The organism is Thiomicrorhabdus sp. 6S3-12, from assembly GCF_017571475.1.
Taxonomy (GTDB): domain Bacteria; phylum Pseudomonadota; class Gammaproteobacteria; order Thiomicrospirales; family Thiomicrospiraceae; genus Thiomicrorhabdus.
Genome location: NZ_JAGETW010000001.1, coordinates 607,977 through 633,668, shown reverse-complemented (window position 1 = coordinate 633,668; position 25,692 = coordinate 607,977). Strand labels below are relative to the sequence as shown.

The window sequence follows — 25,692 nt, the reverse complement described above, 5'->3', positions numbered from 1 at the left end:
GAGCTTTAAAGGATCTTTTGTGGGAAGAATCATAGCCATTGCAAATCAGAAGGGCGGCGTCGGCAAGACGACGACGAGTGTGAACTTAGCGGCTGCGCTTGCCCGACTGCAGAAGAAGGTATTGTTGATTGATTTGGACCCGCAGGGGAATGCTTCGGTCGCCGTTGGTTTTGACAAGGACAGCGCGGAAAAAACCATTTACGATATCCTCGTAGATGAGGCCGGTTTCGACGAGGTGGTCAGCGAAATCGAAGAGGCTGGATTGGATCTTCTTGCTTCCAACGGCGATCTGACGGCAGCGGAAGTTGAGCTTCTGGAAGAAGATATGGGGCCGACCCGGCTTTCCCAAGCTCTGAAGCCAATTAAAGAGCGTTACGATGTGATTCTGATCGACTGTGCGCCGAGTTTGAATATGTTGACGGTGAATGCACTGGTCGCTGCGGACGGTATTATTGTGCCGGTGCAGTGTGAGTATTTCGCATTGGAAGGCTTGTCGGCGCTGATGGATACGATCGAGACGGTGCAAAGCGAATTGAATCCGAAGCTGCATATCGACGGACTTCTCAGAACCATGCATGACCGCCGCAATAATCTGGCGAATGATGTCTCCAACGAATTGGTTAGTCATTTCGGTATGAAGGTTCTGCAAAGCATTATTCCGCGCAATGTGCGTCTGGCTGAAGCGCCGAGTCACGGCGAATCGATTTTTGACTATGATATGAGCTGCAGTGGCGCCCTGGCCTATCTGGCGCTGGCGAATGAAGTGGTTCGTAAAACGCAAATTTAATCCGAAGGGGAATTTCTGTGGTAAAAAAACGTTCAGGTATGGGAAAACGCGGTCTAAGCGCCATGTTGGGGGCTAAGCAGAAGTCGGAAAAGAATGTCAGCGATTTACGTGTCGAAAAGCTGCCTGTCGATCAGCTTAAGGCCGGACAATACCAGCCTCGCCAACAGTTCAATGACGATTCTTTGGCCGAGTTGGCCGCGTCGATCAAGGTGCAGGGTGTTGTACAGCCGATCGTAGTTCGCTCCCTGAATGATGATTCCTATGAAATTATTGCCGGAGAGCGCCGTTGGCGTGCCGCAAAACTGGCCGGACTGGAGCATGTTCCGGTTGTGATTCGTCAGGCCGATGGCCAGACGACACTGGCAATGGCGCTGATTGAAAATATCCAGCGTGAAAATCTGAATCCGATCGAGACGGCTATCGGTTTGAAACGTCTGCTGCAGGAATTTGAACTGACACAGCAGGAAGTGGCGGATGCGGTCGGTTATTCGCGCTCGGCGGTATCGAACCTGTTGCGCCTGCTGAAACTCCCGGAGGTCATTCAACAAGCGTTGCATGACGGTAAGATCACCATGGGGCATGCGCGTGCGGTCATCAGTATGCCGGAGCCGATTCAGAATGATTTGGTTAAGAAGGCGGTTCAAAACGGTTGGTCGGTTCGCCAGATGGAGCAGGCTGCCCAAGAGGTTTTAGTGCCTTCAGCGGTTAAAAAGGCGGCTAAAGAAGCTTCCAAACCGAAGTTTGAGTTTGTCGATCGTCATCAGGAGTCTTTAGCGAAGCAATTGGATGCGAAGGTGCAGATCAAGCACAAGGAAAACGGCCGCGGCAAGATTGAAATCAGTTATAAAGATGAAAAAGAACTGCAGAGACTTTCCGAACTTCTGACACAAAAGTGACACGGAATTCATACAGAAATATAAGAAACTCTGATAGATAAGAATTTACCGTTGACTAAATTTTATTAATTACAAGATATTGTATTTTTATATAAGCAGGTCGCAACAGGTTGTAGAAATTCGATTGAATTTGTCAGACAAATGGAAAAAAGCCCCGCCATGCAAACGAAAAAAGCTTAAAAATCAGCCCTATACGGCTAGCTTTTGGGCGGATAAAACATTATCATGTGCCACCGTTTAGGCCAAACTTAATTGAGCTAAAACAACAAAGGTAAAAACGATGAGCGAAAAGCCAAACACCCCACCGAGCCAAGAAAATAGAGGTGCTCCGGGGGCTGCTGCGAACTATTTACTCCTGAGCGCAGGATCGATTTTTACCTCAATGTTGATTGCAGGATTTATTGTCGGGTACGTATTGGACGAAATTTTCGATACCCGACCAATTCTGATGCTGGCTTGTGCGCTATTGGGCTTTATCGGCGGTATTCAGAAAGTCATTCATTTGACCAAGCGTCTGGATAACGTTCAATCTGAGAAAAAAGATGATTAAAAACGTCGATACGGCATACAAAGTACAGGGCATTATCGGGATTGCCGTTGTAGTGTTTTACGCGACCCAGGGACATGTCACGGGCGCGGCTTACGGCTTTGTTATCGGGCTGCTGAACATTTTTATGTTGCAGTTTACCTTCCAAAAAGCCAATAAACGTGCGGCGGAAGACCCGAAAGCGGGCATGCTGGTTTTATATCTGAGTGCAGTGATCAGATTCATTCTGTTGGCTGTGTTTTTTGTTTTAGGGCTGTCTATTCTCGATCAGAGCGAGGCGTTCCCGGTCATTATCACCTTTGTGTTAATGCAGATCGGGCAACTCTTTAATTTGAAAGGGAAAAGACGTTTGACTGACTAAGGAGTAGACCCTTGAGTGCTGAAAAAATGGGAACGGTCGAGTATATCCAACACCACTTGACCAACAACACCATTGGTGAAGGTTTCTGGACCTTCAACATGGATACGATTATTGTCAGCTTTTTGCTTGGTGCGCTGATCGTCTTTACGGCGGCTCGTCTAGGTAAACAGCTTGAAAGCGGAACCCCAGGCGGTTTCCAGAACTTCGTTGAATCGATTCTGGACTTCGTTTCCACTAACGTTCGCGACGCTTTCCCAGGACATAACCCACTTATCGCGCCAATCGCGTTGACCATTTTCCTTTGGGTTTGGATGATGAACTTCATGGACTTGATCCCGGTTGATCTACTTCCTTGGTTGTTCCAGTTGGTAACAGGTGATTCTCACGCATACTTGAAAGTTGTTCCGACTACGGATCTAAACACGACTTTGGCGATGGCGTTCACCGTATTTGCACTGATTCTTTACTACAACATCAAGATTAAAGGCATCGGTGGCTTTATCAAGATGTTCCTATTCCATCCTTTCGGTAAGTTCTTCGTACCGGTCAACGTTGTAATGACTGCGATTGAAGAAGTTTCCAAGCCGCTATCTCTTGCTCTGCGTTTGTTCGGTAACATGTTCGCAGGGGAATTGGTATTCCTACTGATCGCATTGATTGGTGGAACTCTAGCAGTGGGTGCCGCTGCCCTATTCTGGGCACCACTACAAGTATTGCTTGATCTAGGTTGGTTGATCTTCCACTTGTTGGTTATCACCTTGCAGGCATTTATCTTTATGGTGCTCACAATTGTTTATCTGGGAATGGCACACGACGAAGGTCACTAATCCTCAGGTAGGCAATAAAGAAGTCCGGTGTCTCTTTTAGGAGGGGCACCAAACAGGGTTTAAGCGCACCTACTTAAGTTTTCGCAAGGATGCCTAAGTAAAAAGCTTTTTTTTAACTATTAACTTTTCTAACTTTAAACTTTGGAGAAAATCGATGGAAGTAACTGCTACTATGATCGCTGATATCTACGCTGCAACTGCTATTGGTGTAGGTGTTATCTTGGCTGCTGCTGGTTTGGGTTCAGCAATCGGTTGGGGTCTAATCTGTTCTAAAACTCTAGAAGGTATTGCTCGTCAGCCTGAAATGCGTCCTGCGCTTATGACTAACATGTTCATCTTCGCTGGTCTTATGGAATCTTTCCCATTCATTATCCTAGCTTTCGCAATGTGGTTCCTATTCGCTAACCCATTCGTTGGTGCAATGACTGCTGCTCTAGGTGCTTAATCCTAAGCGTGGAAACTGTATCTAATTAATTTTTTAATTACTTAAACGAATGGCGAGGTAACCACTGTGAGTATTAACGCAACGCTTCTCATCCAGATTATTGCATTTGTGCTATTGATCTGGTTTGTGAACAAGGTGCTGTGGGGGCCACTTTCGAAGTTAATGGAAGAGCGTCAGAAGAAAATCGCTGACGGACTTTCTGCTGCTGAGAAAGGTAAGCATGAGTTGGAGCTAGCTGAACAGAAGGCTAAAGAAGTCCTTAAAGAAGCAAAAGCTCAAGCTCAAAACGTTCTAAGCCAAGCTGAAAAGCGCGGTTCTGAAATCGTAGAAGATGCTAAAGTCAAAGCGACTGAAGAAGCAGAACGTATTAAAGCTTCCGCCCAAGCAGAAATAGAGCAAGAAGTAAGTCGTGCAAGAGAGCAACTACGTAAAGAAGTTGCAACGATTGCCGTATCTGGTGCAGAGAAAATTCTAGGTAAAGAAGTTAACGCTGCTGCGCATAACGACATGCTAGAAGCCCTAGTAAAACAAATCTAATCTAGGGGAAGCTCTATGGCAGAATTAATGAAAATTGCAAGACCTTACGCAGAAGCGGTCTTTGCTCTAGCTAAAGAAGAGCAAACACTTGCAGCTTGGTCAGAACAGCTAGCAAATCTTGCAGCCATCACAAATGATGCCGCTATGCAGGATGTGCTAAATGATCCTTCACGTACTGAAGCAGAAATCCTTGGGATTTATGCTGCGGTAATGGGTGAAGGTCTGACTGAACAAGGCAAGAACCTGTTGACTGCTATGGCTGATAACAAACGTCTTCCGGCTATGTCTGAAGTTGCTGAGCAATTTGAGATTCTTAAAGCCGAAGAAGAGAAACGCGTTCGCGCGACCGTTGTTTCAGCTTTCGACGTAACGGATGAGCAGAAGAATAAATTAAGTGCTGCTTTAAATGCTAAGTTTGATGCCGAAGTTGAGATCAGTTATGAAGTTGATCCTTCACTGGTCGGCGGCATTAAGATCAAAGTCGGTGACTGGGCGCTAGACGGCTCGGCACTTACGCAACTGAACAAACTTGGCGCAGCAATCGCCCAATAATGGAGAGGAACAAACATGCAATTGAATGCCTCTGAAATCAGCAGCCTGATCAAAGACCGTATCAAAGGTTTTGAAGGTGCAGCTGAGTCTGGCAGCGAAGGAACAGTCGTTAGCATCGCAGATGGTATCGCACGTGTTCACGGTGTGTCAGATGTAATGTATGGTGAGATGGTTCAATTTGACGAGAACACTTTCGGTATGGCGCTTAACCTTGAGCGTGACTCTATCGGTGTTGTTGTTCTTGGTGAATACAAACACATTTCTGAAGGTGACAAGGTAACTTGTACCGGTAAGATCCTAGAAGTACCAGTTGGTCCGGAAATGATGGGCCGCGTTGTTGACGGTCTTGGTCGTGCAATCGACGGTAAAGGTCCAATCGACGCTAAAATCACTTCACCTATCGAGCGTATAGCTCCTGGTGTTATCGACCGTAAATCGGTTGACCAGCCAATGATGACTGGTATCAAGTCTATCGACTCAATGATTCCAATCGGTCGTGGTCAGCGTGAGTTGATCATCGGTGACCGTCAGATCGGTAAAACTGCTATCGCAATCGATGCAATCATTTCACAGAAGAACACTGGTGTGAAATGTGTATACGTTGCGATGGGTCAAAAAGCATCTACTGTTAACAACGTACGTCGTAAGCTGGAAGAAACTGGCGCGATGGAAAACACTGTTATCGTTGCGGCTAACGCTTCTGATCCAGCAGCACTACAATACCTGGCGGCATACGCTGGTTGTGCAATGGGTGAGTACTACCGTGACCGTGGTGAAGATGCGCTGATCATCTATGATGACTTGACTAAACAAGCGCAAGCTTACCGTCAAATCTCACTACTACTTCGTCGTCCTCCTGGGCGTGAAGCATTCCCTGGTGATATCTTCTACCTACACTCACGTCTACTTGAGCGTGCTGCTCGTGTAAGCGAAGACTACGTAGAACGTTTCACTAACGGTGAAGTAAAAGGTAAGACTGGTTCTTTGACTGCTCTTCCTATTATTGAAACTCAAGCGGGTGACGTATCTGCTTTCGTACCTACTAACGTTATCTCGATCACTGACGGTCAGATCTTCCTTGAGACTTCAATGTTCTCACAGGGTATCCGTCCTGCGGTTAACGCTGGTCTATCTGTATCCCGTGTTGGTGGTGCTGCACAGACTAAAGCGATCAAGAAGCTTGGTGGTGGTATCCGTCTTGATTTGGCTCAGTACCGTGAACTTGCGGCATTCGCACAGTTTGCTTCTGATCTAGATGCGACAACTAAAGCACAGCTAGAGCGTGGTAAGCGCGTAACTGAGCTTATGAAGCAGAAGCAATTTGCTCCGCTTACAATCGCTGAGATGGCTGCTTCTCTGTTTGCTGCAAATGAAGGTTTTCTTGACGATGTAGAAGTTGAAAAAGTTCTTGCGTTTGAAGCTGGTATGCACGCACACATGAACTCTGCACACGCTGACCTAGCCGCTAAGATCAACGATGGTGGCGCTTGGAACGATGATATCGCTGCTGAGCTTAAAGCTTGCATCGAAGAGTTCAAAGCGAACGGCGTTTACTAAGAGTAAGGAGTAGGCCATGGCAGGCGGTAGTAAAGAAATACGAGCCAAAATTGGTTCCGTAACGAATACCAAAAAAATCACCAAAGCCATGGAGATGGTTGCGGCGTCTAAAATGCGTAGAGCACAATCACGCATGGAAGCGACTCAGCCATACGTCGAAAAAGTGAAGAGAGTGATCAGCCACGTAGCGGCAGCTCACCCTGAGTATAAGCATCCTTATACTCAGACACGTGACAACGTTAAGCGCGTTGGCTTGATCGTAGTCTCTTCTGATCGAGGTCTTTGTGGTGGTTTAAACTCAAACTTATTCCGTAAAATCTTGCCAAAGATGAAAGCTTGGCAAGAAGCTGGTGTTGAGGTTGAACTTGCCCTGGTCGGTAACAAAGCAAAAACTTTCTTCCGTTCTTACGGTGGTAATGTTGTCGCTTCTGTTTCTGATCTAGGTGATACCCCTCACATTGAGGACTTAGTTGGTACAGTTAAAATCGTTCTTGATAAGTTCGATGCCGGTGAAATTGACGAAGTTTATATTGCGTCTAACGTATTCGTAAACACTATGTCGCAAGATCCGACTGTTACTCAATTGGTTCCATTGCAAGCTGAAGAGAAACATGACAACTCTCGTTGGGATTACCTTTACGAGCCGGATGCAAAAACAGCACTTGATCTGTTGATGCGTCGTTATGTTGAGGCTACCGTTTTCGGTTCTGTGGTTGAAAACGCAGCATGTGAGCAAGGTGCTCGTATGATTGCGATGAAGAACGCAACCGACAACGCAGGCGAAATGATCAATGAATTGAAGCTGTCTTACAACAAGGCGCGTCAAGCTGCGATCACAGCTGAAATTTCAGAAATCGTTGCTGGTACAGCGGCTGTTTAAGTTTGAAAGTTTCAATAAAAGGTTAAAGATTATGAACGGAAAAATCGTACAAGTTATCGGCGCCGTTGTAGACGTCGAGTTTAAAGGTGCTGATTTACCAAAAATCTATGACGCGTTGATTGTTGAAGAAACCGGTCTAACGATCGAAGTTCAACAGCAGATCGGTGATGACACTGTTCGCGGTATCGCGATGGGTGCTTCTGACGGTCTTAAGCGTGGCATGTCTGTAAAAAATACTGGTGAAGCGATTTCAGTACCAGTAGGTAAAGCAACACTAGGTCGTATCTTCGACGTTCTTGGTAACGCGATCGATATGGCTGGTCCAGTAGAAGCTGAGCAAAAAATGGTTATTCACCGTACAGCTCCAGCATTTGACGAGCTAGCGGCTTCTCAAGATCTACTAGAAACAGGTGTTAAAGTTATCGACCTTATTTGTCCTTTCGCGAAAGGTGGTAAAGTTGGTCTATTCGGTGGTGCCGGTGTTGGTAAAACCGTAAACATGATGGAGCTTATCCGTAACATCGCTATCGAGCACAGTGGTTACTCTGTATTCGCTGGTGTTGGTGAGCGTACTCGTGAAGGTAACGACTTCTACTACGAGATGGAAGAGTCAGACGTTCTTGATAAAGTTGCCCTGGTATATGGTCAGATGAATGAGCCACCAGGTAACCGTCTACGTGTTGCTCTAACCGGTCTAACCATGGCTGAGTTCTTCCGTGATGAAGGTCGTGATGTTCTATTCTTCGTAGATAACATCTACCGTTACACTCTAGCTGGTACTGAGGTATCTGCACTTCTAGGTCGTCTACCTTCTGCGGTAGGTTACCAGCCTAACCTAGCTGAAGAGATGGGTCAGGTTCAGGAGCGTATCACTTCAACTAAGACTGGTTCTATCACGTCTATCCAAGCGGTATATGTACCTGCGGATGACTTGACTGACCCTGCTCCAGCTACTACCTTCGCTCACTTGGATGCGACTGTTGTACTTAACCGTGGTATCGCTGAACAAGGTATCTACCCTGCGATCGATCCACTAGACTCTACTTCACGTCAGCTTGACCCTCTAGTTGTTGGTCAAGAGCACTATGAAGTTGCACGTAACGTTCAGCAGACTCTGCAGCGTTATAAAGAGTTGAAAGACATCATCGCGATCCTAGGTATGGATGAACTTTCTGAAGAAGACCGCAACCTAGTTGCACGTGCTCGTAAGATGCAGCGTTTCTTCTCTCAGCCATACTTCGTAGCGAAAGTTTTCACTGGTGAAGATGGTCGTTATGTTCCACTGAAAGAAACTATCCGTGGATTCAAAATGATCGCATCTGGTGAACTAGACGATGTTCCTGAAAAAGCGTTTATGTACGCTGGGGACATCGACGAAGTTCTAGAGAACGCGAAAAAATACCAAGGGTAATTAATTATGGCAGTCTCAATGCAAGTAGATGTTGTTAGTGCGGAGGGTTTAATCTTCTCTGGTAAAGCAGAGCAGGTCTTCGCACAGGCTGCCGATGGTGAGGTTGGTATCCTTCCTCACCATACCCAGTTTTTAAGCTCGCTTAAGCCGGGCGCAGTTCGCGTTGTTACTGGTGACGAAGAAGGTATCTTCTACGTTAACGGTGGCATTATCGAAATTCAGCCAAGTGTGGTGACGATCCTTGCGGATACCGCTATTCGAGCAGCTGACCTAGATCAAGCTCAAGCTGAAGAAGCTAAGCGCGCAGCTGAAGAAGCCATGCAGAACGCTAAATCTGAAACCGACATTGCTCGTGCTCAGATTGAACTAGCGGAAGCTGTAGGGCAAATTCAAGCGATCAGCAAATTGCGTGATCGTTTGCATAAGACTGGGTTGGCTTAATTGTTACCCCTGTAAAGAAGCGGGCCTTGTGCCCGCTTTTTTTTTCCTTGTTGATTATTTGCGCGGCTTGCGGGCAATCTCTTCGTCAAGGACGTGTCGTATAGATTTCTATACTCACTTACCTTTCCTCGGCCTTGCACCACAATCCATCACAAAGAATCTAACAGTAATAGATAAAATACTTTTTGTTTAAATCTATGGGCATTAAGATTAGTGTTTATTGATTTACGCAAAGTTAAATAACTGGATTATCTATGGCATTAAAAGTCGTCATTTTGGCTGCGGGTAAGGGTACTCGTATGCGTTCTTCTTTACCGAAAGTTTTACAGCCGCTTGCGGGTCAGCCGTTATTGCAGCATGTCGTTAATACGGCCCAGTGTCTGCAAGCAGAACAGATATTGACCGTAGTCGGTCATCAGTCGCATTTGGTCGAAGAAGCTATGGCGGAGCAGGCTATCTATTTTGTTGCTCAGACAGAGCAATTGGGAACAGGGCATGCTGTTCAGCAGGCGGTACCTGAAATCGATGACAATGACACGGTTTTGATTTTGTATGGGGATGTGCCCCTTACCGCGCAATCGACACTTGAAGACCTGTTAGCGCTTGTTTCAGAACAACATCCTCTGGCACTGTTGACCATTAATCTTGATAATCCGAGCGGTTATGGTCGTATTGTCCGTGATCAGCACTTGGCGGTTCAGGCTATTGTCGAGCAGAAAGACGCAAGTACCGATCAGCTGGCAATCAAGGAAGTCAATACCGGTATTCTGGCCGCTAAAGGCGCGCACTTGAAAGGATGGTTGGCTAAGCTCAGTAATCAGAATGCACAAGGCGAGTATTACCTGACGGACATTATCGCCATGTGCGTTGCCGATGACTATACGGTGCAAACTACTCAGCCGGCTGCGGAAATTGAAGTGCTGGGTGTCAATGACAAGGCGCAATTGCAGGCTTTAGAACGCCAGTATCAAATGCAATTGGCGAATCAACTGATGACTCAGGGGGTGACCCTGATTGACGCTTCACGCCTTGATATCCGTGGCTCGGTAACAGTCGGTCAAGACGTACAGATCGATGCGAACGTCATCTTTGAAGGCGACGTGATTCTTGGCGACAATGTCCAAGTCGGCGCCAATTGTATTTTGAAAAGCGTGACCATTGCCGCGGGCACGGTTATTCATCCGTTCAGCCATCTTGAAGAGTGTGTCGTGGGAGAGAAGGTCTCTGTCGGCCCTTATGCTCGATTGCGCCCTGGCACAGATCTGGCTGATGAAGTTCGTATCGGAAACTTTGTCGAGACCAAAAAGGCCAAAATCGGCAAGGGATCCAAAGTTAATCATTTGAGTTATGTCGGCGATACCCTGATGGGATCAGGCTGTAACGTAGGAGCCGGCACAATTACCTGTAATTATGACGGCGTCAACAAGCACCTGACGGAAATCGGCGATAACGTTTTTGTCGGCTCCGACACCCAGCTTGTTGCACCAGTAAAGGTGGGAGACGGTGCCACGATTGGTGCAGGATCCACCATCACCAAAGAGGTGCCTGCCGAAATGCTGACATTGTCTCGCTCCAAACAGTTAACCATTAAAAACTGGGTCAAGCCGGTTAAAAAATAGTTTTAAGCTGTTCGTTGGTGCATGATGTGCTCGCCGTTCGGTACTAAGAATTCAACTTTCGGGAATTACTATGCAGTATCTAAACATCGATCCGATCAAATGCGAGCCGTTGCGTGACTATATGTCCGCAAACGGTTGGGAAGTTGCCCATCAGGATGTCGGTCAGACCGAATTATGCGGTTATGGCTATGTCATTCAGTGGAAAAAAGGCGACTATAAAGTCACTATGCACTATGAAGATCATCAAGGAAAGGCGCAGGCTAACCTAGAGATGTCTGCGGCTGTGCGTCCGGAAATCGATGCTTTTATCGAGGCCGCCTAAGTCCTTCCATTACCGTTTTGGCGATCAGTTATAATTAGCGGCAAATTCCTAGATTTTGTCCCTGATTGTGTAATATGACGCCGAAACTGCAAGCTTATATCGACCTGACCCGTGTTAATCGTCCCATTGGGATTTATCTGGTTTTATGGCCCGCTTTATGGGCGCTGTGGATTGCCGCTGACGGCATGCCGGATTTATGGATTCTGACGGTGTTTATTCTCGGTTCGGTGCTGATGCGCTCGGCCGGTTGCGTCATTAACGATTACGCGGATCGCAACTTCGACGGTCAGGTTGCTCGTACCTGTTGCCGTCCGTTGGCGACTGGCGTTTTAAGTTCCAAAGAGGCTTTGGGCTTTTTTGCGATACTCTGCCTGTTTGCTTTCGGGCTGGTCTTAACCCTTAATACCCTAACGATCTGGCTCTCTTTCGCTGCGGTTGCTCTGGCGGCACTTTATCCTTTTATGAAACGCCATACTTATTGGCCGCAAGCCTTTCTGGGGGCGGCGTTTGCATGGGCGATCCCAATGGCGTTTGCGGCCGTGGACGGAGATGTACCGACTGCAGCCTGGCTGCTGTACGCGGCGACACTGATCTGGTCTCTGATCTACGATACAGCTTATGCGGTCGGCGATATGCCGGACGATTTGAAAGTCGGGATTAAATCGACGGCGATTCTGTTCGGCGATAAGTTAGTCTACTGGATTGGCTTTTTTGAGCTTATGATGCTGGCTCTGTTATATTTTGCAGGCCAGGCATTCGAGATGGGCATTTTGTACTACGGGAGTCTGCTGATTGCCGCTTTGTGGTTTGTGTATGATCTCAAACGTCTGGCCTCAGGCTGTGCGCAGACGGCCTTCAGAGTCTTCCTGCAGAATCACTGGGTCGGCGTTATTATTCTTGCCGGTATTATTCTCGATAAAGCGTGTTAGTGCCTTACTGCAGCATCTGGCTTTTAGGGACGCCCATTTCCTGACCGAGATCCCATTCGGCATTAGCGACCGCTTCACTGATGATTTTTAGCATCGGGCCGATGAGATCCGGATGAAAAGGTAAAATCAGTCCTTGGCCCTTGTGTGGTTCAAGAATAAAAGTGGCCAGTTCTTTATCCAGATCTTGGAAACGGATCTTTGCCAGCAGAATCGGTTCTTCGCCAAGCGGGTAGGTCGGGTTTTCTGGCGCTTCGTACTCATTCGAATAGTCGCCCATGAACTGCGACCGATCGTCCGCGTTGTCGTCGCCGGTAGCGTTATCAAGATCGAATAGCGGTTCGCTGGTCACCGGATGCAAACCGTGCAGTGCCGGTAAAAGCAATTTACAGAAACGGCGCGTGACCCACGCTTGATAGACATGATCGTTGAGGGTTTTAAACTTTAAGAGTATTCTGTCTTCGAAAGCGTTAAATGTTGCCTGAATCTGATTGATTTGATCACTCACTATTGAATTTCCGCGTATTTGTTTTCTTCCTGCAGGGGGCGCTATTGTACCAAAACCGCACCATAAAACGGTTGTTTGCTACTGTCGGGTTCCGTCGGCAGGTGTTGGCCGTGTCTATGCTGTTTTGTGGCGTTTTGGTCGCGACTCAGGTTCAGGCGGAAGAGGTACTCAGTGGGCCGGAAAAAGAGCCTAAATATCTGTTTGAAGACTATCACCCCGGAATGGTTGTGGAGGCGATTGAACGCCTGGTCGGTCTGAAATACGATGTGACCGATTATCTGGATGATGTTGGAGATCGTGTCGATCGTTTTCTCGGCGATGAAACACTGGAAATTCAACGCAAGGGAAGTAAGCTCAAGCTGTATTTTCCGGTAACCTTCTATGATAACGGGACTTTACGCAGTCGCCCGAATTTCCGAGTGTATATTGACCTGCCGCGCTGGCGCAAAAGAGTTAAGTTTTTGATTTCGTCGTTTGACGAAAGCGATCCCGATGTTGAGGATGACGGGATCGGTTCACTTGAATCGAAACCGGTCAGAGACGATACTGCGGTGCCGCAGCGCACAACTTTCGCCGCTCAGTATCTGGTCAACAGTAGCGCCAACTTCCTGCTGCAGTTCGATGTCGGTCTTAAATTCGACGAAACCCGCCCCAATCCTTATGTGCGCTGGCGCCACCGTTACAGATCCAAGTTTGATAGCGGTTTGACGAGTCGGACCAGTCAGGACTTTATTTATGAACGTATGAGCCACTTTGTCTGGAAAATTACTCAGGTTTTCGACTATCCGACCGAGCATAATCTGTTTCGTAGCGAAACGCGTGGAACCTGGTTATATGACGAAAATCTTTATGAACTACGTCAGCGGGGTACGGTTTTTTATCAGATCAATCCGCACCGGATTCGCTCTTACTTTATTGAGGTCAAAGGAAACATTCATACAGACACCTTTAACCAGGATCAGGTGACGCTGGGAATGAATTGGCGGGAAAAGCTTTATCAGGAATGGCTGTTCGCCGAAATGCAACCCCGCTTGAGCTGGTTTTCCGAGGATGACTTCGAACAACCGGAGTTCAGTATCAGCTTTATGTTGGAAATGCTTTTCAGTAAGTCCTGAATGCTTACGGCATTTTGTGCAGGAAAACTTCGGTCAGCAGGAGCGGGAAGTCGCTATGGGTATCGTGCCAGAAAACAGACCGTCTGGCGTGGCGTAAATAGGCATCCAGCGGTAAGCGCTGCTTAGGAAAATGCTGAAAACGGAAATCGCTGCGGCAGATTTGTTTGATATCAAAAAGAACTTCTCCGAGAGGCTGGGTACCAAGTTTCTGCAGCATCAACCAAGGATTACCGCTTTTGAAATAAGGGATTACAGTACGTGCAAAGACCCAGTTTTTCCCGTCACATTGCAGTAAAACCTCTCTGAGCCATACCCGCTGGTTCTTTTGCAGTCCAAGCGCCTGGCGTTCGTCTTCATAGGCCAGGGCGAATTCCTGTTTTAGGACTTTAACCTGCATCTGCGGGCAGTGTTGGCGGATTCTCCGCGTCAGCGACTTTGGCGTGCGTAACCAGGATTTCTGTCGTGGTTGCGCTGTAATGCGGTTTAGCAGGGCGTCCGCATACCATCGCTTCTCCGAAGGCGTTGATCCACTCAAAGGCATAGTAAAAACTCTCTAGGCATTCTGGTACTCGACTCGATGGCCGATCCATCTATGTTGCAGGGCGTCGACTCTTTGCGGATCATTATGCAGCATTAAGGCACTGTATTCTTGGGCAAGGGGGATAAAGCGCGCGTCGCGTTGCAGGTCGGCGATTCGCAGCTGAAGTCCTCCAGTCTGACGCGTGCCGAGAATTTCGCCCGGTCCGCGGATTTTAAGATCCTCTTCGGCAATTCTAAAGCCGTCGTTGGTTTCGCGCATAATATTTAAGCGTGCCTTGCCGGTGGTCGACAAAGGTGGTTGATAGAGCAGTACGCAGTGGCTCTGCTTTTCGCCTCGTCCAACCCGACCGCGCAGTTGATGCAATTGAGCAAGTCCCAGGCGTTCGGCATTTTCGATAATCATCAGGCTGGCATTCGGAACATTTACCCCGACCTCTATCACGGTCGTCGCGACCAGCAGATCAAGATCATGCTGCTTGAATGCATTCATCACCAGCGCTTTTTCGTCCCCTTTCAAACGACCGTGAACCAGACCGACCCGCAGGTCAGGCCAGCGGTCGGTAAATTGCGTGGCCGTCACTTCGGCTGCCTGAGCATGCAGAAGTTCGGATTCTTCGATCAGCGGACACACCCAGTATGCCTGCACACCCTGTGTACATTTGGCATACAGGTGTTCCATTAGTTCATCACGCTTGGTGTTGCTCATGACGGCGGTTTCGATCGGTTTTCGGCCCGGCGGTAACTCGTCGATTACCGACAGATCGAGATCGCCGTAAGCGGTCATTGCCAGAGTTCTGGGGATAGGGGTTGCGGTCATAATCAACTGGTGTGGATGCACTTCTAACTTGTCTTTTTGAGCCAGATCATTGTTGGACTCAGCCTTCCGTTGCTCATGTACACCGTGAGTACATTCCGCTACGGGTGCTTCGTCCGCCTCAATCGGACTCAAAAATCCGTCGTTATAGGGTTTATTTGCCTCGACCTTCAGCAAATTATCTCCCACTGATTCTTTGTCGCTTTCTTCGCCTTCGAGAACGATCTTTTGCCCTTTTTGCTGCAAAGTGAGCCGTTGGTGGACGCCAAAACGGTGTTGCTCGTCGATAATGACGAGGCCGAGTTTACTGAAGTTGACCGCATCCTGAAACAGTGCGTGCGTACCGACAACGACGTTGGCTGCGCCGCTTTCCACCTGCGCCAGCATCAGCCGTTTTTCGGCCGCTTTCATTCGACCGTTTAACCAGGCGACTGAAATATCCAGCGGTTCCAGCCATTCCTGAAACGCATTGAGGTGTTGTTCGGCAAGGATTTCGGTCGGAGCCATGATCGCCACCTGATAGCCGGCTTCGGCGGCCTGGATGGCCGCAATGGCCGCAACGACCGTTTTGCCCGAACCGACGTCGCCCTGAACCAGGCGCTGCATCGGGTGCTGGCGTTTTAAATCGTGCCCGATTTCATCCAGAACCCTTTGCTGTGCTCCGGTCAGCGAGAACGGCAGGGAGGCGAGCAATGCATTCACTTTTTGGCTTGGGGGAAAGGCAGGGGCGAGCCGTTTTTGTTCTTCCTGGCGCAGTTTCTGTAAACCGATCTGCTGGCTGATTAATTCCTCCAGAATCAGGCGTTGTTGCGCGGGATGGCAGAATTGCTTAATGGACACAAGGTCATCCGACGCCTGCGGCTGATGCAGAGTGACTATGGCCTGATTAAGATCCGGTAATTGCAGTTCCTGTAAAAGATTAGACGGCAGTAATTCCGGAAGCGGCGAGGATTTGACGAGGTCCAACGCCTGAGTAATCAGTTTGACAATGCTGGGTTGTCCGAGTCCTTCCGTCGTCGGGTACACCGGTGTAAGCGTGCTGTCCAGAGGTTTCGGGTTTTCCAGATTAATAAACTGGTAGTGGGGGTGAACCATTTCCAGTCCATTCGGGCCGGAACGGACTTCGCCGTAGACACGCACGGTTTTACCGCGGGTGAAACTCTGTGCCTGGCGATAATGATAGTGAAAGAAACGCAGCGTCAGACAGGCTCCGCCGGGTGACTGGATGGTAACCAATAAGCTGTTGCGCCCGCCTCGAGTCATTGCTTGGGAAATAATGGTTCCTTCGGTCTGTGCTTCCACACCTACCAGAAGGGAGTCGATCGGCGTTAGCCGGGTTTTATCCTGATAGCGCAATGGCAGATGGAGCAGCAGATCCTGGATCGTAAACAATCCGAGTTTATGCAGTTTTTCCAGTTGTTTCGGACCAACCCCTTTTAGGGTATCCAGTGAATTGCTCTCTAACATTGACGTCGTTTCTTTTCGGGATTGGCGAAAATTTTATCAAAAACTTTATTGACTTGGCGGCTGCTTGCCACGACGGTGTTTCACGTGGAAAGACTTTATTTATATGGATGCAGCCGTGACAAGCTTACATTATGAGTCGGTTTCTTGATCATTGGGTATATTTTACGTACTATTGATGATAAAGATGAAAATCATTTACGCTGTATTTTTCCTCTTTTGATTGCTCGTAAGAGTTGTCTGTTGAGATAAAGAGGTGCCTATGCGTCGCTCAACCGCTCTATTTGTCACGCTGATGATTTTGCTGCTGGTACTGGTTACAGTTGCTTTGGGATGGCGTGTGCAAGTTGAAAAGCGGCAATTTGTCGAGCATCAGCACTTTATTATGCGCAAGCAGGCAGAAATCACCGCCAAAGATATTGAATCTCGGGTGAATGCATTGCGAGACAGTATGATCGCTATTTCACTGGATGATTTATGGCTCAGAGAGCTGGAAACCTATCACAGCATCGACGAATTGCAGCAGTCGTTGTTTGCTCGCTTCAAACTTTATTTCCCTTCAATGATCGGATTCGGTATCGCCGACGAGCATGGCGAGATTTTATGGTCGAACCTGGATTTCTTTGTCAGTGACGTCTGTCGTCAGGATCTGGAAAAGAGCGCCGAGATCTTAAGTCTGCAAACGCAATACTACGACTACAAGGCCTATCTCCATCCTCAGCCCGGCAATTACCATTTCGATATGATTTTTCCGGTTCTATGGAATCAGAAAAAATTGGTCTTTTTTATGAGTTTCAGTCCCAAACCTCTGTCCGCAGCGCTCAGGGAAAGCCAAATTTCTCAGCACGAAGTGTATTTGTTGAGAAGCGACCGTCAGGGGCTGATAGAAGTGACTGCCGAAGGCACGCGGGAGAGTTTAAGCAGACCCTATTTTTTGCAGGAAGATGAAACCCGAAGAATAGCCGCTAAGGTGGCGGTGGCCAATACACTATGGGATGTAGCCGTTGTTGAAAATCCGCTGATTCTCAAACATTTTGCTCAGCACCTTATTTGGCATGCCGCAGTCGTCTGGAGTGTTTTCGTCGTACTTTGGTCGGGGCTGTTATGGTTTGCAATGCACCATGAAAAGCATCAGGGGCACCTGTTCAGACGACTGAACCATCTTTCCATGCATGACGAACTGACTGGCTTGGCGAATCGCCGAATGCTGATTCAGGGAGCGGGGGAAGCGCTGAGAAACTTGCAGAACGAAGGAATTCAATCCGGTTTGATGTATTTGGATTTGGATGATTTTAAACCGGTAAATGACCGCTATGGGCATGATATGGGGGATAAGCTGTTACAGGCGTTTGCCATTCGACTTCAGAAATACACCCGTATCGATGATCTGGTTGCCCGTTTGGGGGGGGATGAGTTCGTGATTCTGTTTCAGGGGTTGGCAACGCCTCCGGAGTCCGCGGTTGCCCAGCTGCGTGATATGACCGAGCGTTATCAGCGTTTGTTGAACGAACCCTATGAGATTGACGGTAATCAGATCGTCTGCCATATCAGTATCGGCTGGATTCTTCTATTACCGAAAATGGAAGGTGCTGACGAGATTCTCAGACAAGCGGACAAAGCGATGTATGAGCAGAAAAAGCGCAATAAACAGGCGCGTGAGCAGATTTAGACTGCTGTCCGGAGGGAGACTGACGGGAGGCGTGCAGAGAACAGAAAATTGGAGTGATTGGAAAACCGGGTTTAAGACAAGCAGGAAAGGGCGTCAGTTTGATGCCTGATGTCGAAGGAGGCGGAGATGTTAAGTAAAAAGATCAAAAAGCTGTTGAACAGACAGGTCAACGCGGAGTTTTATGCTTCGAATATTTATCTTCAGATGTGTGCCTGGGCGGAAGGCGAAGGTCTGGATGGAGCGGCGGAATTCTTTCGAGGCCATAGTCTTGAAGAGCGCGAACATATGGACAAGATTTTTAACTATATGGCCGAATGCGGTGCGCCGGTCACGATCGAGGAGATTCCGAAGCCGCCGAGCGAATACGATAATCTGATGGAAGTTCTCAAAGCGGCCTTCAAGCATGAGAAGAAAGTGACTGCGATGATTAAGCAGATTGCCAAAACCGCCTTTGAGAAAGAGGACTATACGACCTTCAATTTCATCGAATGGTTCATTGCTGAACAGCATGAAGAAGAGGTTTTATTCGGCAAGGTTCTCGGTAAAGCGGAAATGCTCGGCTTTGACGGTGAGCCGGGACAGACGTTGCATATTATGGATAATTATTTACAGCGCTTGGCCGCAGCGCATTAAACACAAGCCTGCCAAGGATTATAAGTGGTCGGGACAAGCGGTTCCCGAGCGCTTTTTTTATGCCTGACGAAGTAAGGTAGAGCTGAGGTCACCGTTTATAAGACTCCTAAAAACCCTAAAATTCTGGTAAGGTTCTATAAAAATTTAACGTTATTCAATTTTTCATAGATAATAATCTATATCTTTAGGGAAGTCATTGATGGCTCGATTGGTTGTAATAGATTTAGATGGGACTTTATTAAATTCAGATCACCAGATCGGTGATTTAACGGTTCGAACTCTGCAGGCTTTATACGCCAGAGGGTGTGAGCTGATGATTGCCACCGGCCGTCATTTTCAGGATGTCTACCTGATTGCCCAGAAGATTAAAGTTCCGGTCAGTTTCATCACTTCCAACGGCGCTCGCATTCACGATCATCACGGAAGGCTGTTGTACGAAAACCATATTCCGCAAGAGCTGGTTGCCAAGGTGTTGGATATTTCGGCAGACTATGCAGTGCATCGTAATATCTATCAGGGCGATGTCTGGCTGGTCGAAGAGGAAAACAAACCGCTGTTGGATATACACAAGGCGTCCGGTTTTGAGTATCAGCGAGTGGATTTTTCCGAACTGGATCCCGAGCACATCGACAAATTCTACTTCAATGCGCCGCATGCCAAACTGGTTCCGCTTGAGCGCAAATTAAAAGAAGCTTTGGGAGATCAGCTTTACATCACTTTTACGACGGAAATCTATCTGGAAGTAATGAATAAGGGGGTGTCCAAAGGGAAAGCGCTCGCCCAGCTTTGTTCCGAGAGAGGTATTGACTCCTCCGAGGTGGTGGCTTTCGGTGACGGCTTTAACGATATTGATATGTTGCAGTGGGTCGGCCGTCCGGTGGTTATGGCCAATGCCAATGAGGCTTTGAAAGAACAGGTTCCATACGCTGACCAGGCATTAAGCAATGCCGAGGAGGGGGTGGCGCTCTATTTGCAACAGAATCTGCTGAGTGAGTAAGGCTCCGCAGGAGTTAAGGATTCAGCTGAGCCAGACGGGAATCGATTTGCTTCAAGTGTTGTTGGTTGAGTCCCAATACGGCTAAACAGCGCTCTATCTGTTCCTGTTCGTCGGCACAGTTGCGGTGAGTATTGGCTTGTTTGGAGTTCTTGAAGCGTAAATCCATTTCCAGAAAGTGAGCCATTTTGAGCAAGGCAACGTTTCTGCGCAAATCGGCCTCTTTTATCCGCATGGTATGTTGTTCGTGGTGCAGAAGAATCGTATGTGCAATTAATTTCGGAAGATGCAGCTCGTGGGCGATCACATAGCCGAGGGCGCTATGAGAGGTGCCGTATTTTTTGCAGTCATGATCGTTGGCCGCATGAAAGCTTTGATGGCTGTGATGGAACGTCATGCCGTAATTTTCATCCATCTTGTGAATGGCAAAAGAACCGATATCGTGAATTAAACCGAGCAGATAAGCTTCTGAGGGTTTAAGTAAATTAGTTTCGAGCGCGATTAGACTGGTGATCTCAGCAATTATCTGGCTGTGGTAACTCAAGCCGCTAAGAGAGTTTTCCAGAAAATTCTTTTTGATATGTATCGAGGTTACGTAATCGCGCAGATTGTTAATTCCGAGCCGAAAAAGCGCGCTTTCGAGATCTTGTACGGGAATCATCTTGCTATTGAAAATAGACGTATTGGCAAGAGAGATTAATTCTGCGGCAAGATAGGGGTTACGGCTGATCAGTTCAACCAGCTTCTTTATGCTTGGCATCTCATGTTGTTGCAGGAGTTGTTGCAACTGAACAAGTTCGTCAGGAAGGATTGGAATATCGATCTGCTTAATTAATTTGCGGGCAACTTGAACCTGAGTTCCATAGGTAGGCATTGTAATCATCCCTGAAAATGAGTGAGTCCGATTATAGGTGATCTGCCTACTCGAGGAAAATTGTTTGCTGCGCCGAGCGTTGTCAATTTGCGAGCAGCAAGGCAGGAAAATCAATCGATCGAGAGGTATTTTTCAAACTCAATTCAGAAGCTGGATTACCTTCTAAGTCGATTGTATGCTTTCTGGCAGCCTTGTTTTCCCTGTTTTGCACACTTTTCAAACCAGTAGAGAGCCTTGTCTTTGTCCGCATGCTGGTCGTAATCCCCTTCTTCATAAATTTTTCCTAGGGTGAACATGGCGTTGGTGTCACCGTGATTTGCCGCATTCTCATACCAGTGGATCATGCGTGAGTAGCTTTTAGCCTCACAAAAGCCTTTAGCCGCGTAGAAAGCAAGGGTATTGCTCGCTTCGATATGTCCTTGATTGGCGGCCTGTTTGAACAGGTCGTAAGCCTCGCGGTTACAGCCTTCGGTAGTATTCGCTAATTTAAGCGCTTGTGAGTAAAACGCTTCGGTTTCGTTTTGTTGTCGATGGTCGGTAATCGTTGCAGGCTTTGTTGCCTGTTCAGGCTTCGCTACAGGTGCTTGAGAATGACTTTGGCTGCTAGGCTGTTTGGGCTCCTGAGTCGTTGACTGAAGCTTTTGAGCTGCCTTACAGCCTTTGTCATTCTGCATTTGGCAGCTCTTTTGATAATATTGCAGGGCCGTATTGAGGTTTTGTGTTCCTCCTACGCCCTGTTCATAAGCGATGCCGCTGAGATAGCAGCCGTTGGCATCGCCAAGATTACAGGATTTAACAACAAGTTCCGCTGCTCTGCCTGCATTTTTATTAACCCCCTGGCCTTTAAAATACATGGCTCCAAGCGCATTACAACTAAAGGCATGACCGCCATCGCAGTACGCCTGATAGAGTTTAATTACGTTTTGGCAGCCATCTGCATTACCTCCGTTACAGGCGGTTTGAAACAACTTAATCGACATGGCAACGTTCTGTTTAATGCCATCGCCATTGTAGTATTTGGCGCCGAGATAGTTACAGCTATCCGTATCGCCATACTCACAGGCTTTACCGTAAAAATCGACTGCTTTAGCAGTGTTTTTATTAACACCTCTCCCCGATTCGTACATTAAAGCGCTCTTGGCGCATGAATTTGCATCTCGATAGATGCAGCCTTTTTGGAAGAACTCTAATGCTTTGCTGTTATTGTTTTTCTTTTGATAGGCCAGAGCGGCTACTGAACAGGCATCCCCTCGACCTTCATTACAGGCCTTCTCAAAGTCAAAGTCTGCGAATGAATTTGTGCTCAGTAAAAGTGTTGTCAGAAGAGTTAGTAGCCATTTATTCATCATGATTTTCTCTTGTTAAAGTGCGTTTTGGTTTTGTGTAGAAGGCGGGTTGCTTTGTTTGCGAAGTAGATTTTTTTCAAATGTTTAAACGGCCAGATCATCCACAAGAGCGGAGGGATGAACAGGCTGCCGACGGACACCAGCCAGACTGAAAAGGCCGTGTTATTCTCTTCAATCAGTTCCAAGGCGTTATAAATTCCATAGAAGAGAAAAGTAGCGGCAAGTCCGAAAGAGATCAGTTGTGAGAAATAATCTTTGCTGAAGTAAGCCGCAGTACCCATAGTGATCAAAGAGGCGGTACCGATTGAAGCGACGGTAAGAAAATGCGTGTCGTATTGAAAGTCTTGCAGCGAAAAAGCCATTCCCAGTCCGACGGATGCCAGAAAATAATAAGCAGCTCCGGCGATCCATAAGACGATCCGTGTGATTATTAGAAGAGGATTGCGAAAAGAGGTTTTGCTCGTCATGAAAAGCCTTGTGCCTTGAGAGCAGAAAAGATCGCAATGCGTCGTGCGCTTTTTTGCCAATTTAAAACGAGCTTTTATTGTATAAAACTATTTATTTTCGGAATTTGTCTGAAATCAAAATTGAGTTTGGAAAATTTGGGGGAGCAAGAGGGGAAAGCGGGGTTCCGGGCTTAGGGGCACAAGCCCGGATAGAAGAAAATGGCTTAGTAACTCGACAGAGCCATAACACCGTCCATTTCAACGTCGGTGTTTTTTGGAAGTTCTTTAACCGCGACCGCGGCGCGTGCCGGGTAAGGCTCTTTGAAATATTGCGCCATAATTTCATTAACGGTTGCGAAGTGACTCATATCTGTCAGGAAAATGTTTAATTTAACAATATCCTGCAAACTTCCGCCGGCGGCTTCACAGACTGCGCTTAGGTTTTTGAATACCTGGTGAATACGTTCGCTGATTTCGCCTTCGGCCAGTTCCATCGTAGCCGGAATTAGTCCGATCTGACCCGATAGATAGACGGTGTTGCCGAAGCGTACCGCCTGAGAGTAAGTTCCAATCGCCTGAGGCGCATTTTCAGTACTGATAACTTGGCGCATAGTTCTGTTCCTTAAAAGTGGGGATTAATTTCGTTGAATTTTCTGCACAATCGACAGGCGTTTCAATACGCGCATAACCTGGGCGAGATGGACGCGGTCGCGAACTTTGATGACAAAGTTCATCAGACTGTAGCTCTCATCTTTGTCATCCGAATGTACGCGATCAATGTCGGTATTGGTTGAAGCGATGGTACTGGCGATCGTTCCCAGACTTCCGCGGACATTGTCTACTTCAAGTTGCAGTTCTGCCAGGAAAGTCCCTTCGACATTATCGGCCCAGCGCAGTTCAATGCATTTATCGACCTGACTTTTCAGATGTTTGACATTGGTACAGCATTCGCGGTGAATGACCAGCCCTTTTTCCTTACTGATAAAGCCGAGAATCGAGTCGCCCGGAATCGGGTGGCAGCAGTGCGCATAGTGGATAACCATCCCTTCGGTACCGGTAATCGGCAGGGTGGTGTTGGCCGCCTGCTTCTGTTCCTCAGTAAGTGGTTCGCCGGCAAATTCCTGAATCTGTTTGGCAACCAGTGCCGGCATACGGTTGCCGCTGCCGATTTCGCCAAGAAGATCCTGCCAAGATTCAACGTTCAACTCTTCCAGAACGGTCTGTTTGGTTTCGTCGGATAGACTGCCCAGGCTAAGGTGGTTGGCCAGTAAAGCAGTATTCAGCAGGCGTTCGCCGAGGTCGATGGCATCGCTCGCTTTCAGGTTGCGCATATAGTGGCGGATTTGCGTGCGCGCCTTGGCGGTGGTCACAAACTGCAGCCAGCTTGCCTGAGGAGCCGGTTCTTTACCTTTGATGATTTCGATGCTCTGTCCGCTTTCCAGTACGGTTCTCAACGGGCAGGCTTTCTTATCGACACGGCAACCTTTGGTGGCGTGCCCCAGATCGGTATGCAGGGCATAAGCGAAGTCGAGAGCGGTTGCGCCACGTGGCAGGTCGATAATATCGCCTTTAGGCGTAAAGACATAGATGACTTCCGGGAAGAGGTCGATTTTAACGTTTTCCAAGAAGTCGAGCGAGTTACCGGTGCTTTGCTGAATTTCCAGCAGGTTTTTAACCCATTCCTGAGCCAGTGTATCGACCTGGGAGATCTCGTTCTCGTCGTCGCCTTTCTGTTTGTACTGCCAGTGGGCCGCGATCCCGTGCTCGGAGACTTCATGCATCTGCTCGGTACGGATCTGCACTTCCAGGTGGGCGTTGTTGTACGGGCCCATTACGGTGGTGTGCAGCGACTGATAACCGTTTTTCTTCGGTACTGCGATATAGTCTTTAAAGCGCAGCGGTAGCGGTTTGTACAGAGAATGCACGGAACCGAGCGCTCGGTAGCAGTTATCGATAGTATCGACGATCACCCGAAAAGCGAAGATATCGAGAATTTCCGAAAACTTGTGGTTGCGCATCTTACTGTACAGGCTGTACAGGTGCTTTTCACGACCGATGACGGTCGCCGGTATGCCGTCCTGATTCAGGCGGTGCTGGAAGTTGTCTGCAATGTGTTTCAAGGCTTCGTTGCGGCCGCCGCGAACCTGTTGTAGGCGATGTTTTAGAACTTCGTAACGGTACGGATGCTTGGCTTTAAAGCACAGGTCTTCGAGTTCGATGCGGATGGCGTGAATACCGAGACGGGCTGCGATCGGTGCATAAATTTCGAGTGTTTCATCGGCAATGCGATACTGTTTATCGCGGCGCATGGCACCCATGGTGCGCATATTGTGCAGACGGTCGGCCAGTTTGATCAGAATGACACGGATGTCGCGTGACATGGCGAGCATCATTTTCTGGAAGCTTTCGGCGTGTGCTTCCTGGGCGCTTTTATATTTAACTTTGGCTAGTTTGGTGACACCTTCCACCATGTCGGCAACGCTTTCGCCGAAACGTTCGATAATGTCGTTTTTGTCAAAAGGTGTGTCTTCGACCACATCATGCAGGATGGCGGCAATGATGCTTTCATGATCGAGTTTGTATTCGGCAAGAATCTCGGCGACGGCCACCGGATGCCAGATGTAATCCCCACCGGCTTTGCGTTTCTGTCCCTGGTGAGCCAAGGCGCCGAACTCAAATGCCTGTCTGATTCGTTCAACTTGTTCTTCGTTTAGATAGGATGAAGCCTTTTCAATTAATCCGTCAATTGAAGTGGGGGTTGGCATACTGGCGGGTTCTCCTTAGCGATTAGCTAAAAAATGGAGGAGTGTCAGGATCTTCCATAACCACCTTGCCGTCGATGGTGTTCTCTGCCAATTCACGAAGTGCCATTACGGTCGGTTTATCGTTATCCCATTCAAGGGTCGCTTCTGCGCCGTAAGACAATTGACGTGCGCGCTTAGCGCTCAGAATGACTAATTCAAAACGGTTTTCTACTTGTGTTAAACAATCTTCGACTGTGACGCGTGCCATTGTTTCTTTGATCCCATAAATATTTTTGAGTAAAGAGTTAATGTATCAAATCAGCGATTAAAAATAAATGCTGTAAGTTACGGATTTTTGGGTTTTTTGTCAGGTTTTGTCGGAAAAATCGATAATGATCCGTTTCCGGCAAACGGCAGATCGGAAAGAGAGGCTGGAT

Annotated in this window: 28 protein-coding genes; 19 read left to right on the top strand and 9 right to left on the bottom strand. The window is 47.8% G+C overall.

All coding sequences use genetic code 11. From position 1 onward, the window contains the following. Window positions 1-19 precede the first annotated feature (19 nt). From J3999_RS02940 to ubiA, 15 genes are all read left to right on the top strand, one after another. The gene (locus J3999_RS02940) at window positions 20-787 is read left to right on the top strand and encodes a ParA family protein (RefSeq protein ID WP_173286808.1); all 768 of its coding nucleotides are present in this window, start codon (window positions 20-22) and stop codon (window positions 785-787) included. 17 nt (window positions 788-804) lie between these two features. Next, window positions 805-1,683 (top strand): ParB/RepB/Spo0J family partition protein, encoded by an 879-nt coding sequence (locus tag J3999_RS02935; protein WP_371811848.1) that lies wholly within the window; start codon window positions 805-807, stop codon window positions 1,681-1,683. A gap of 280 nt (window positions 1,684-1,963) precedes the next feature. Continuing rightward, window positions 1,964-2,233 (top strand): AtpZ/AtpI family protein, encoded by a 270-nt coding sequence (locus tag J3999_RS02930; protein WP_208126457.1) that lies wholly within the window; start codon window positions 1,964-1,966, stop codon window positions 2,231-2,233. Then, entirely contained in the window at window positions 2,226-2,591 is a 366-nt protein-coding gene (locus J3999_RS02925; protein ID WP_208126456.1) for an ATP synthase subunit I, read from the top strand. Before J3999_RS02930 ends, J3999_RS02925 begins: the two co-directional genes overlap by 8 nt. Before the next feature lie 11 nt (window positions 2,592-2,602). Further along, a complete protein-coding gene (gene atpB, locus J3999_RS02920; RefSeq protein WP_208126455.1) occupies window positions 2,603-3,418 on the top strand; it encodes a F0F1 ATP synthase subunit A in 816 nt (271 codons plus the stop codon). A 154-nt stretch (window positions 3,419-3,572) separates the two neighbouring features. Beyond that, complete coding sequence (gene atpE / locus J3999_RS02915; RefSeq protein WP_019557536.1) at window positions 3,573-3,863, top strand: F0F1 ATP synthase subunit C; 291 nt, start codon at window positions 3,573-3,575, stop codon at window positions 3,861-3,863. A 66-nt stretch (window positions 3,864-3,929) separates the two neighbouring features. After that, complete coding sequence (locus J3999_RS02910) at window positions 3,930-4,400, top strand: F0F1 ATP synthase subunit B (protein WP_173286802.1); 471 nt, start codon at window positions 3,930-3,932, stop codon at window positions 4,398-4,400. Window positions 4,401-4,415: 15 nt separating this feature from the next. Continuing rightward, the gene (locus J3999_RS02905; RefSeq protein WP_208126454.1) at window positions 4,416-4,952 is read left to right on the top strand and encodes a F0F1 ATP synthase subunit delta; all 537 of its coding nucleotides are present in this window, start codon (window positions 4,416-4,418) and stop codon (window positions 4,950-4,952) included. 15 nt (window positions 4,953-4,967) lie between these two features. After that, a complete protein-coding gene (gene atpA, locus J3999_RS02900; RefSeq protein WP_173286798.1) occupies window positions 4,968-6,509 on the top strand; it encodes a F0F1 ATP synthase subunit alpha in 1,542 nt (513 codons plus the stop codon). 16 nt (window positions 6,510-6,525) lie between these two features. Then, a complete protein-coding gene (gene atpG, locus J3999_RS02895; protein WP_208126453.1) occupies window positions 6,526-7,389 on the top strand; it encodes a F0F1 ATP synthase subunit gamma in 864 nt (287 codons plus the stop codon). A 28-nt stretch (window positions 7,390-7,417) separates the two neighbouring features. Further along, complete coding sequence (gene atpD / locus J3999_RS02890; protein WP_208126503.1) at window positions 7,418-8,800, top strand: F0F1 ATP synthase subunit beta; 1,383 nt, start codon at window positions 7,418-7,420, stop codon at window positions 8,798-8,800. Window positions 8,801-8,806: 6 nt separating this feature from the next. Continuing rightward, window positions 8,807-9,241, top strand: a complete 435-nt coding sequence (locus tag J3999_RS02885; protein WP_208126452.1) for a F0F1 ATP synthase subunit epsilon — start codon at window positions 8,807-8,809, stop codon at window positions 9,239-9,241. Between the two features lie 254 nt (window positions 9,242-9,495). Next, window positions 9,496-10,860: a bifunctional UDP-N-acetylglucosamine diphosphorylase/glucosamine-1-phosphate N-acetyltransferase GlmU gene (gene glmU, locus J3999_RS02880; RefSeq protein WP_208126451.1), complete on the top strand. Its 1,365-nt coding sequence runs from the start codon at window positions 9,496-9,498 to the stop codon at window positions 10,858-10,860. A 70-nt stretch (window positions 10,861-10,930) separates the two neighbouring features. Then, window positions 10,931-11,182, top strand: a complete 252-nt coding sequence (locus J3999_RS02875; RefSeq protein WP_173286788.1) for a hypothetical protein — start codon at window positions 10,931-10,933, stop codon at window positions 11,180-11,182. Window positions 11,183-11,256: 74 nt separating this feature from the next. Continuing rightward, entirely contained in the window at window positions 11,257-12,111 is an 855-nt protein-coding gene (gene ubiA / locus J3999_RS02870; protein ID WP_208126450.1) for a 4-hydroxybenzoate octaprenyltransferase, read from the top strand. Window positions 12,112-12,115: 4 nt separating this feature from the next. Here the strand turns inward: ubiA and J3999_RS02865 are convergent, their stop codons facing one another. Next, on the bottom strand, window positions 12,116-12,616 hold the full coding sequence (locus J3999_RS02865; RefSeq protein WP_208126449.1) for a hypothetical protein: 501 nt from the start codon (window positions 12,614-12,616) through the stop codon (window positions 12,116-12,118). A gap of 110 nt (window positions 12,617-12,726) precedes the next feature. Between J3999_RS02865 and J3999_RS02860 the strand changes: the two genes are divergently transcribed. Next, window positions 12,727-13,731 (top strand): hypothetical protein, encoded by a 1,005-nt coding sequence (locus tag J3999_RS02860; protein ID WP_208126448.1) that lies wholly within the window; start codon window positions 12,727-12,729, stop codon window positions 13,729-13,731. A gap of 4 nt (window positions 13,732-13,735) precedes the next feature. Here J3999_RS02860 and J3999_RS02855 read toward each other — a convergent pair whose 3' ends face one another. Both J3999_RS02855 and J3999_RS11860 read right to left on the bottom strand, forming a co-directional pair. After that, window positions 13,736-14,272, bottom strand: a complete 537-nt coding sequence (locus tag J3999_RS02855; protein ID WP_208126447.1) for a chorismate lyase — start codon at window positions 14,270-14,272, stop codon at window positions 13,736-13,738. A gap of 12 nt (window positions 14,273-14,284) precedes the next feature. Continuing rightward, a complete protein-coding gene (locus J3999_RS11860) occupies window positions 14,285-16,552 on the bottom strand; it encodes an ATP-dependent DNA helicase RecG (RefSeq protein WP_243755250.1) in 2,268 nt (755 codons plus the stop codon). A 259-nt stretch (window positions 16,553-16,811) separates the two neighbouring features. Between J3999_RS11860 and J3999_RS02840 the strand changes: the two genes are divergently transcribed. The 3 genes from J3999_RS02840 (at window position 16,812) to J3999_RS02830 (ending at window position 19,848) form a co-directional block, all read left to right on the top strand. After that, window positions 16,812-18,218, top strand: a complete 1,407-nt coding sequence (locus tag J3999_RS02840; RefSeq protein ID WP_208126446.1) for a GGDEF domain-containing protein — start codon at window positions 16,812-16,814, stop codon at window positions 18,216-18,218. Window positions 18,219-18,344: 126 nt separating this feature from the next. Beyond that, window positions 18,345-18,851, top strand: coding sequence for a ferritin (locus J3999_RS02835; RefSeq protein WP_208126445.1), 507 nt, complete (start codon window positions 18,345-18,347; stop codon window positions 18,849-18,851). A 199-nt stretch (window positions 18,852-19,050) separates the two neighbouring features. Beyond that, window positions 19,051-19,848 (top strand): HAD family hydrolase, encoded by a 798-nt coding sequence (locus J3999_RS02830; RefSeq protein ID WP_208126444.1) that lies wholly within the window; start codon window positions 19,051-19,053, stop codon window positions 19,846-19,848. A gap of 13 nt (window positions 19,849-19,861) precedes the next feature. Here the strand turns inward: J3999_RS02830 and J3999_RS02825 are convergent, their stop codons facing one another. From J3999_RS02825 to rpoZ, 6 genes are all read right to left on the bottom strand, one after another. Continuing rightward, window positions 19,862-20,719 carry an HDOD domain-containing protein gene (locus tag J3999_RS02825; RefSeq protein ID WP_208126443.1) on the bottom strand — a complete coding sequence of 286 codons (858 nt, stop codon included), beginning with the start codon at window positions 20,717-20,719 and terminating at the stop codon, window positions 19,862-19,864. A 155-nt stretch (window positions 20,720-20,874) separates the two neighbouring features. Continuing rightward, a complete protein-coding gene (locus J3999_RS02820; protein ID WP_208126442.1) occupies window positions 20,875-22,068 on the bottom strand; it encodes a tetratricopeptide repeat protein in 1,194 nt (397 codons plus the stop codon). Continuing rightward, window positions 22,065-22,532: a hypothetical protein gene (locus J3999_RS02815; RefSeq protein ID WP_208126441.1), complete on the bottom strand. Its 468-nt coding sequence runs from the start codon at window positions 22,530-22,532 to the stop codon at window positions 22,065-22,067. Before J3999_RS02815 ends, J3999_RS02820 begins: the two co-directional genes overlap by 4 nt. 203 nt (window positions 22,533-22,735) lie before the next feature. Beyond that, the gene (locus J3999_RS02810; protein WP_173286764.1) at window positions 22,736-23,122 is read right to left on the bottom strand and encodes a RidA family protein; all 387 of its coding nucleotides are present in this window, start codon (window positions 23,120-23,122) and stop codon (window positions 22,736-22,738) included. Between the two features lie 24 nt (window positions 23,123-23,146). Then, window positions 23,147-25,276: a bifunctional (p)ppGpp synthetase/guanosine-3',5'-bis(diphosphate) 3'-pyrophosphohydrolase gene (locus J3999_RS02805; protein WP_208126440.1), complete on the bottom strand. Its 2,130-nt coding sequence runs from the start codon at window positions 25,274-25,276 to the stop codon at window positions 23,147-23,149. A 22-nt stretch (window positions 25,277-25,298) separates the two neighbouring features. Beyond that, on the bottom strand, window positions 25,299-25,523 hold the full coding sequence (rpoZ, locus tag J3999_RS02800) for a DNA-directed RNA polymerase subunit omega (RefSeq protein WP_173286760.1): 225 nt from the start codon (window positions 25,521-25,523) through the stop codon (window positions 25,299-25,301). Window positions 25,524-25,692: the final 169 nt, after the last annotated feature.

Bases quoted from the DNA above. Each gene is read 5' to 3' on its own strand.
- J3999_RS02905 (WP_208126454.1), top strand. From the start codon at position 4,416: ATGGCAGAATTAATGAAAATTGCAAGACCTTACGCAGAAGCGGTCTTT.
- J3999_RS02840 (WP_208126446.1), top strand. From the start codon at position 16,812: ATGCGTCGCTCAACCGCTCTATTTGTCACGCTGATGATTTTGCTGCTG.
- atpE (WP_019557536.1), top strand. From the start codon at position 3,573: ATGGAAGTAACTGCTACTATGATCGCTGATATCTACGCTGCAACTGCT.
- atpG (WP_208126453.1), top strand. From the start codon at position 6,526: ATGGCAGGCGGTAGTAAAGAAATACGAGCCAAAATTGGTTCCGTAACG.
- J3999_RS02810 (WP_173286764.1), bottom strand. From the start codon at position 23,122: ATGCGCCAAGTTATCAGTACTGAAAATGCGCCTCAGGCGATTGGAACT.
- J3999_RS02930 (WP_208126457.1), top strand. From the start codon at position 1,964: ATGAGCGAAAAGCCAAACACCCCACCGAGCCAAGAAAATAGAGGTGCT.
- J3999_RS02885 (WP_208126452.1), top strand. From the start codon at position 8,807: ATGGCAGTCTCAATGCAAGTAGATGTTGTTAGTGCGGAGGGTTTAATC.
- J3999_RS02875 (WP_173286788.1), top strand. From the start codon at position 10,931: ATGCAGTATCTAAACATCGATCCGATCAAATGCGAGCCGTTGCGTGAC.
- rpoZ (WP_173286760.1), bottom strand. From the start codon at position 25,523: ATGGCACGCGTCACAGTCGAAGATTGTTTAACACAAGTAGAAAACCGT.
- J3999_RS02805 (WP_208126440.1), bottom strand. From the start codon at position 25,276: ATGCCAACCCCCACTTCAATTGACGGATTAATTGAAAAGGCTTCATCC.
- J3999_RS11860 (WP_243755250.1), bottom strand. From the start codon at position 16,552: ATGTTAGAGAGCAATTCACTGGATACCCTAAAAGGGGTTGGTCCGAAA.
- glmU (WP_208126451.1), top strand. From the start codon at position 9,496: ATGGCATTAAAAGTCGTCATTTTGGCTGCGGGTAAGGGTACTCGTATG.
- J3999_RS02855 (WP_208126447.1), bottom strand. From the start codon at position 14,272: ATGCCTTTGAGTGGATCAACGCCTTCGGAGAAGCGATGGTATGCGGAC.
- ubiA (WP_208126450.1), top strand. From the start codon at position 11,257: ATGACGCCGAAACTGCAAGCTTATATCGACCTGACCCGTGTTAATCGT.
- atpA (WP_173286798.1), top strand. From the start codon at position 4,968: ATGCAATTGAATGCCTCTGAAATCAGCAGCCTGATCAAAGACCGTATC.
- J3999_RS02815 (WP_208126441.1), bottom strand. From the start codon at position 22,532: ATGACGAGCAAAACCTCTTTTCGCAATCCTCTTCTAATAATCACACGG.
- J3999_RS02825 (WP_208126443.1), bottom strand. From the start codon at position 20,719: ATGCCTACCTATGGAACTCAGGTTCAAGTTGCCCGCAAATTAATTAAG.
- J3999_RS02835 (WP_208126445.1), top strand. From the start codon at position 18,345: ATGTTAAGTAAAAAGATCAAAAAGCTGTTGAACAGACAGGTCAACGCG.
- J3999_RS02925 (WP_208126456.1), top strand. From the start codon at position 2,226: ATGATTAAAAACGTCGATACGGCATACAAAGTACAGGGCATTATCGGG.
- J3999_RS02830 (WP_208126444.1), top strand. From the start codon at position 19,051: ATGGCTCGATTGGTTGTAATAGATTTAGATGGGACTTTATTAAATTCA.
- J3999_RS02820 (WP_208126442.1), bottom strand. From the start codon at position 22,068: ATGATGAATAAATGGCTACTAACTCTTCTGACAACACTTTTACTGAGC.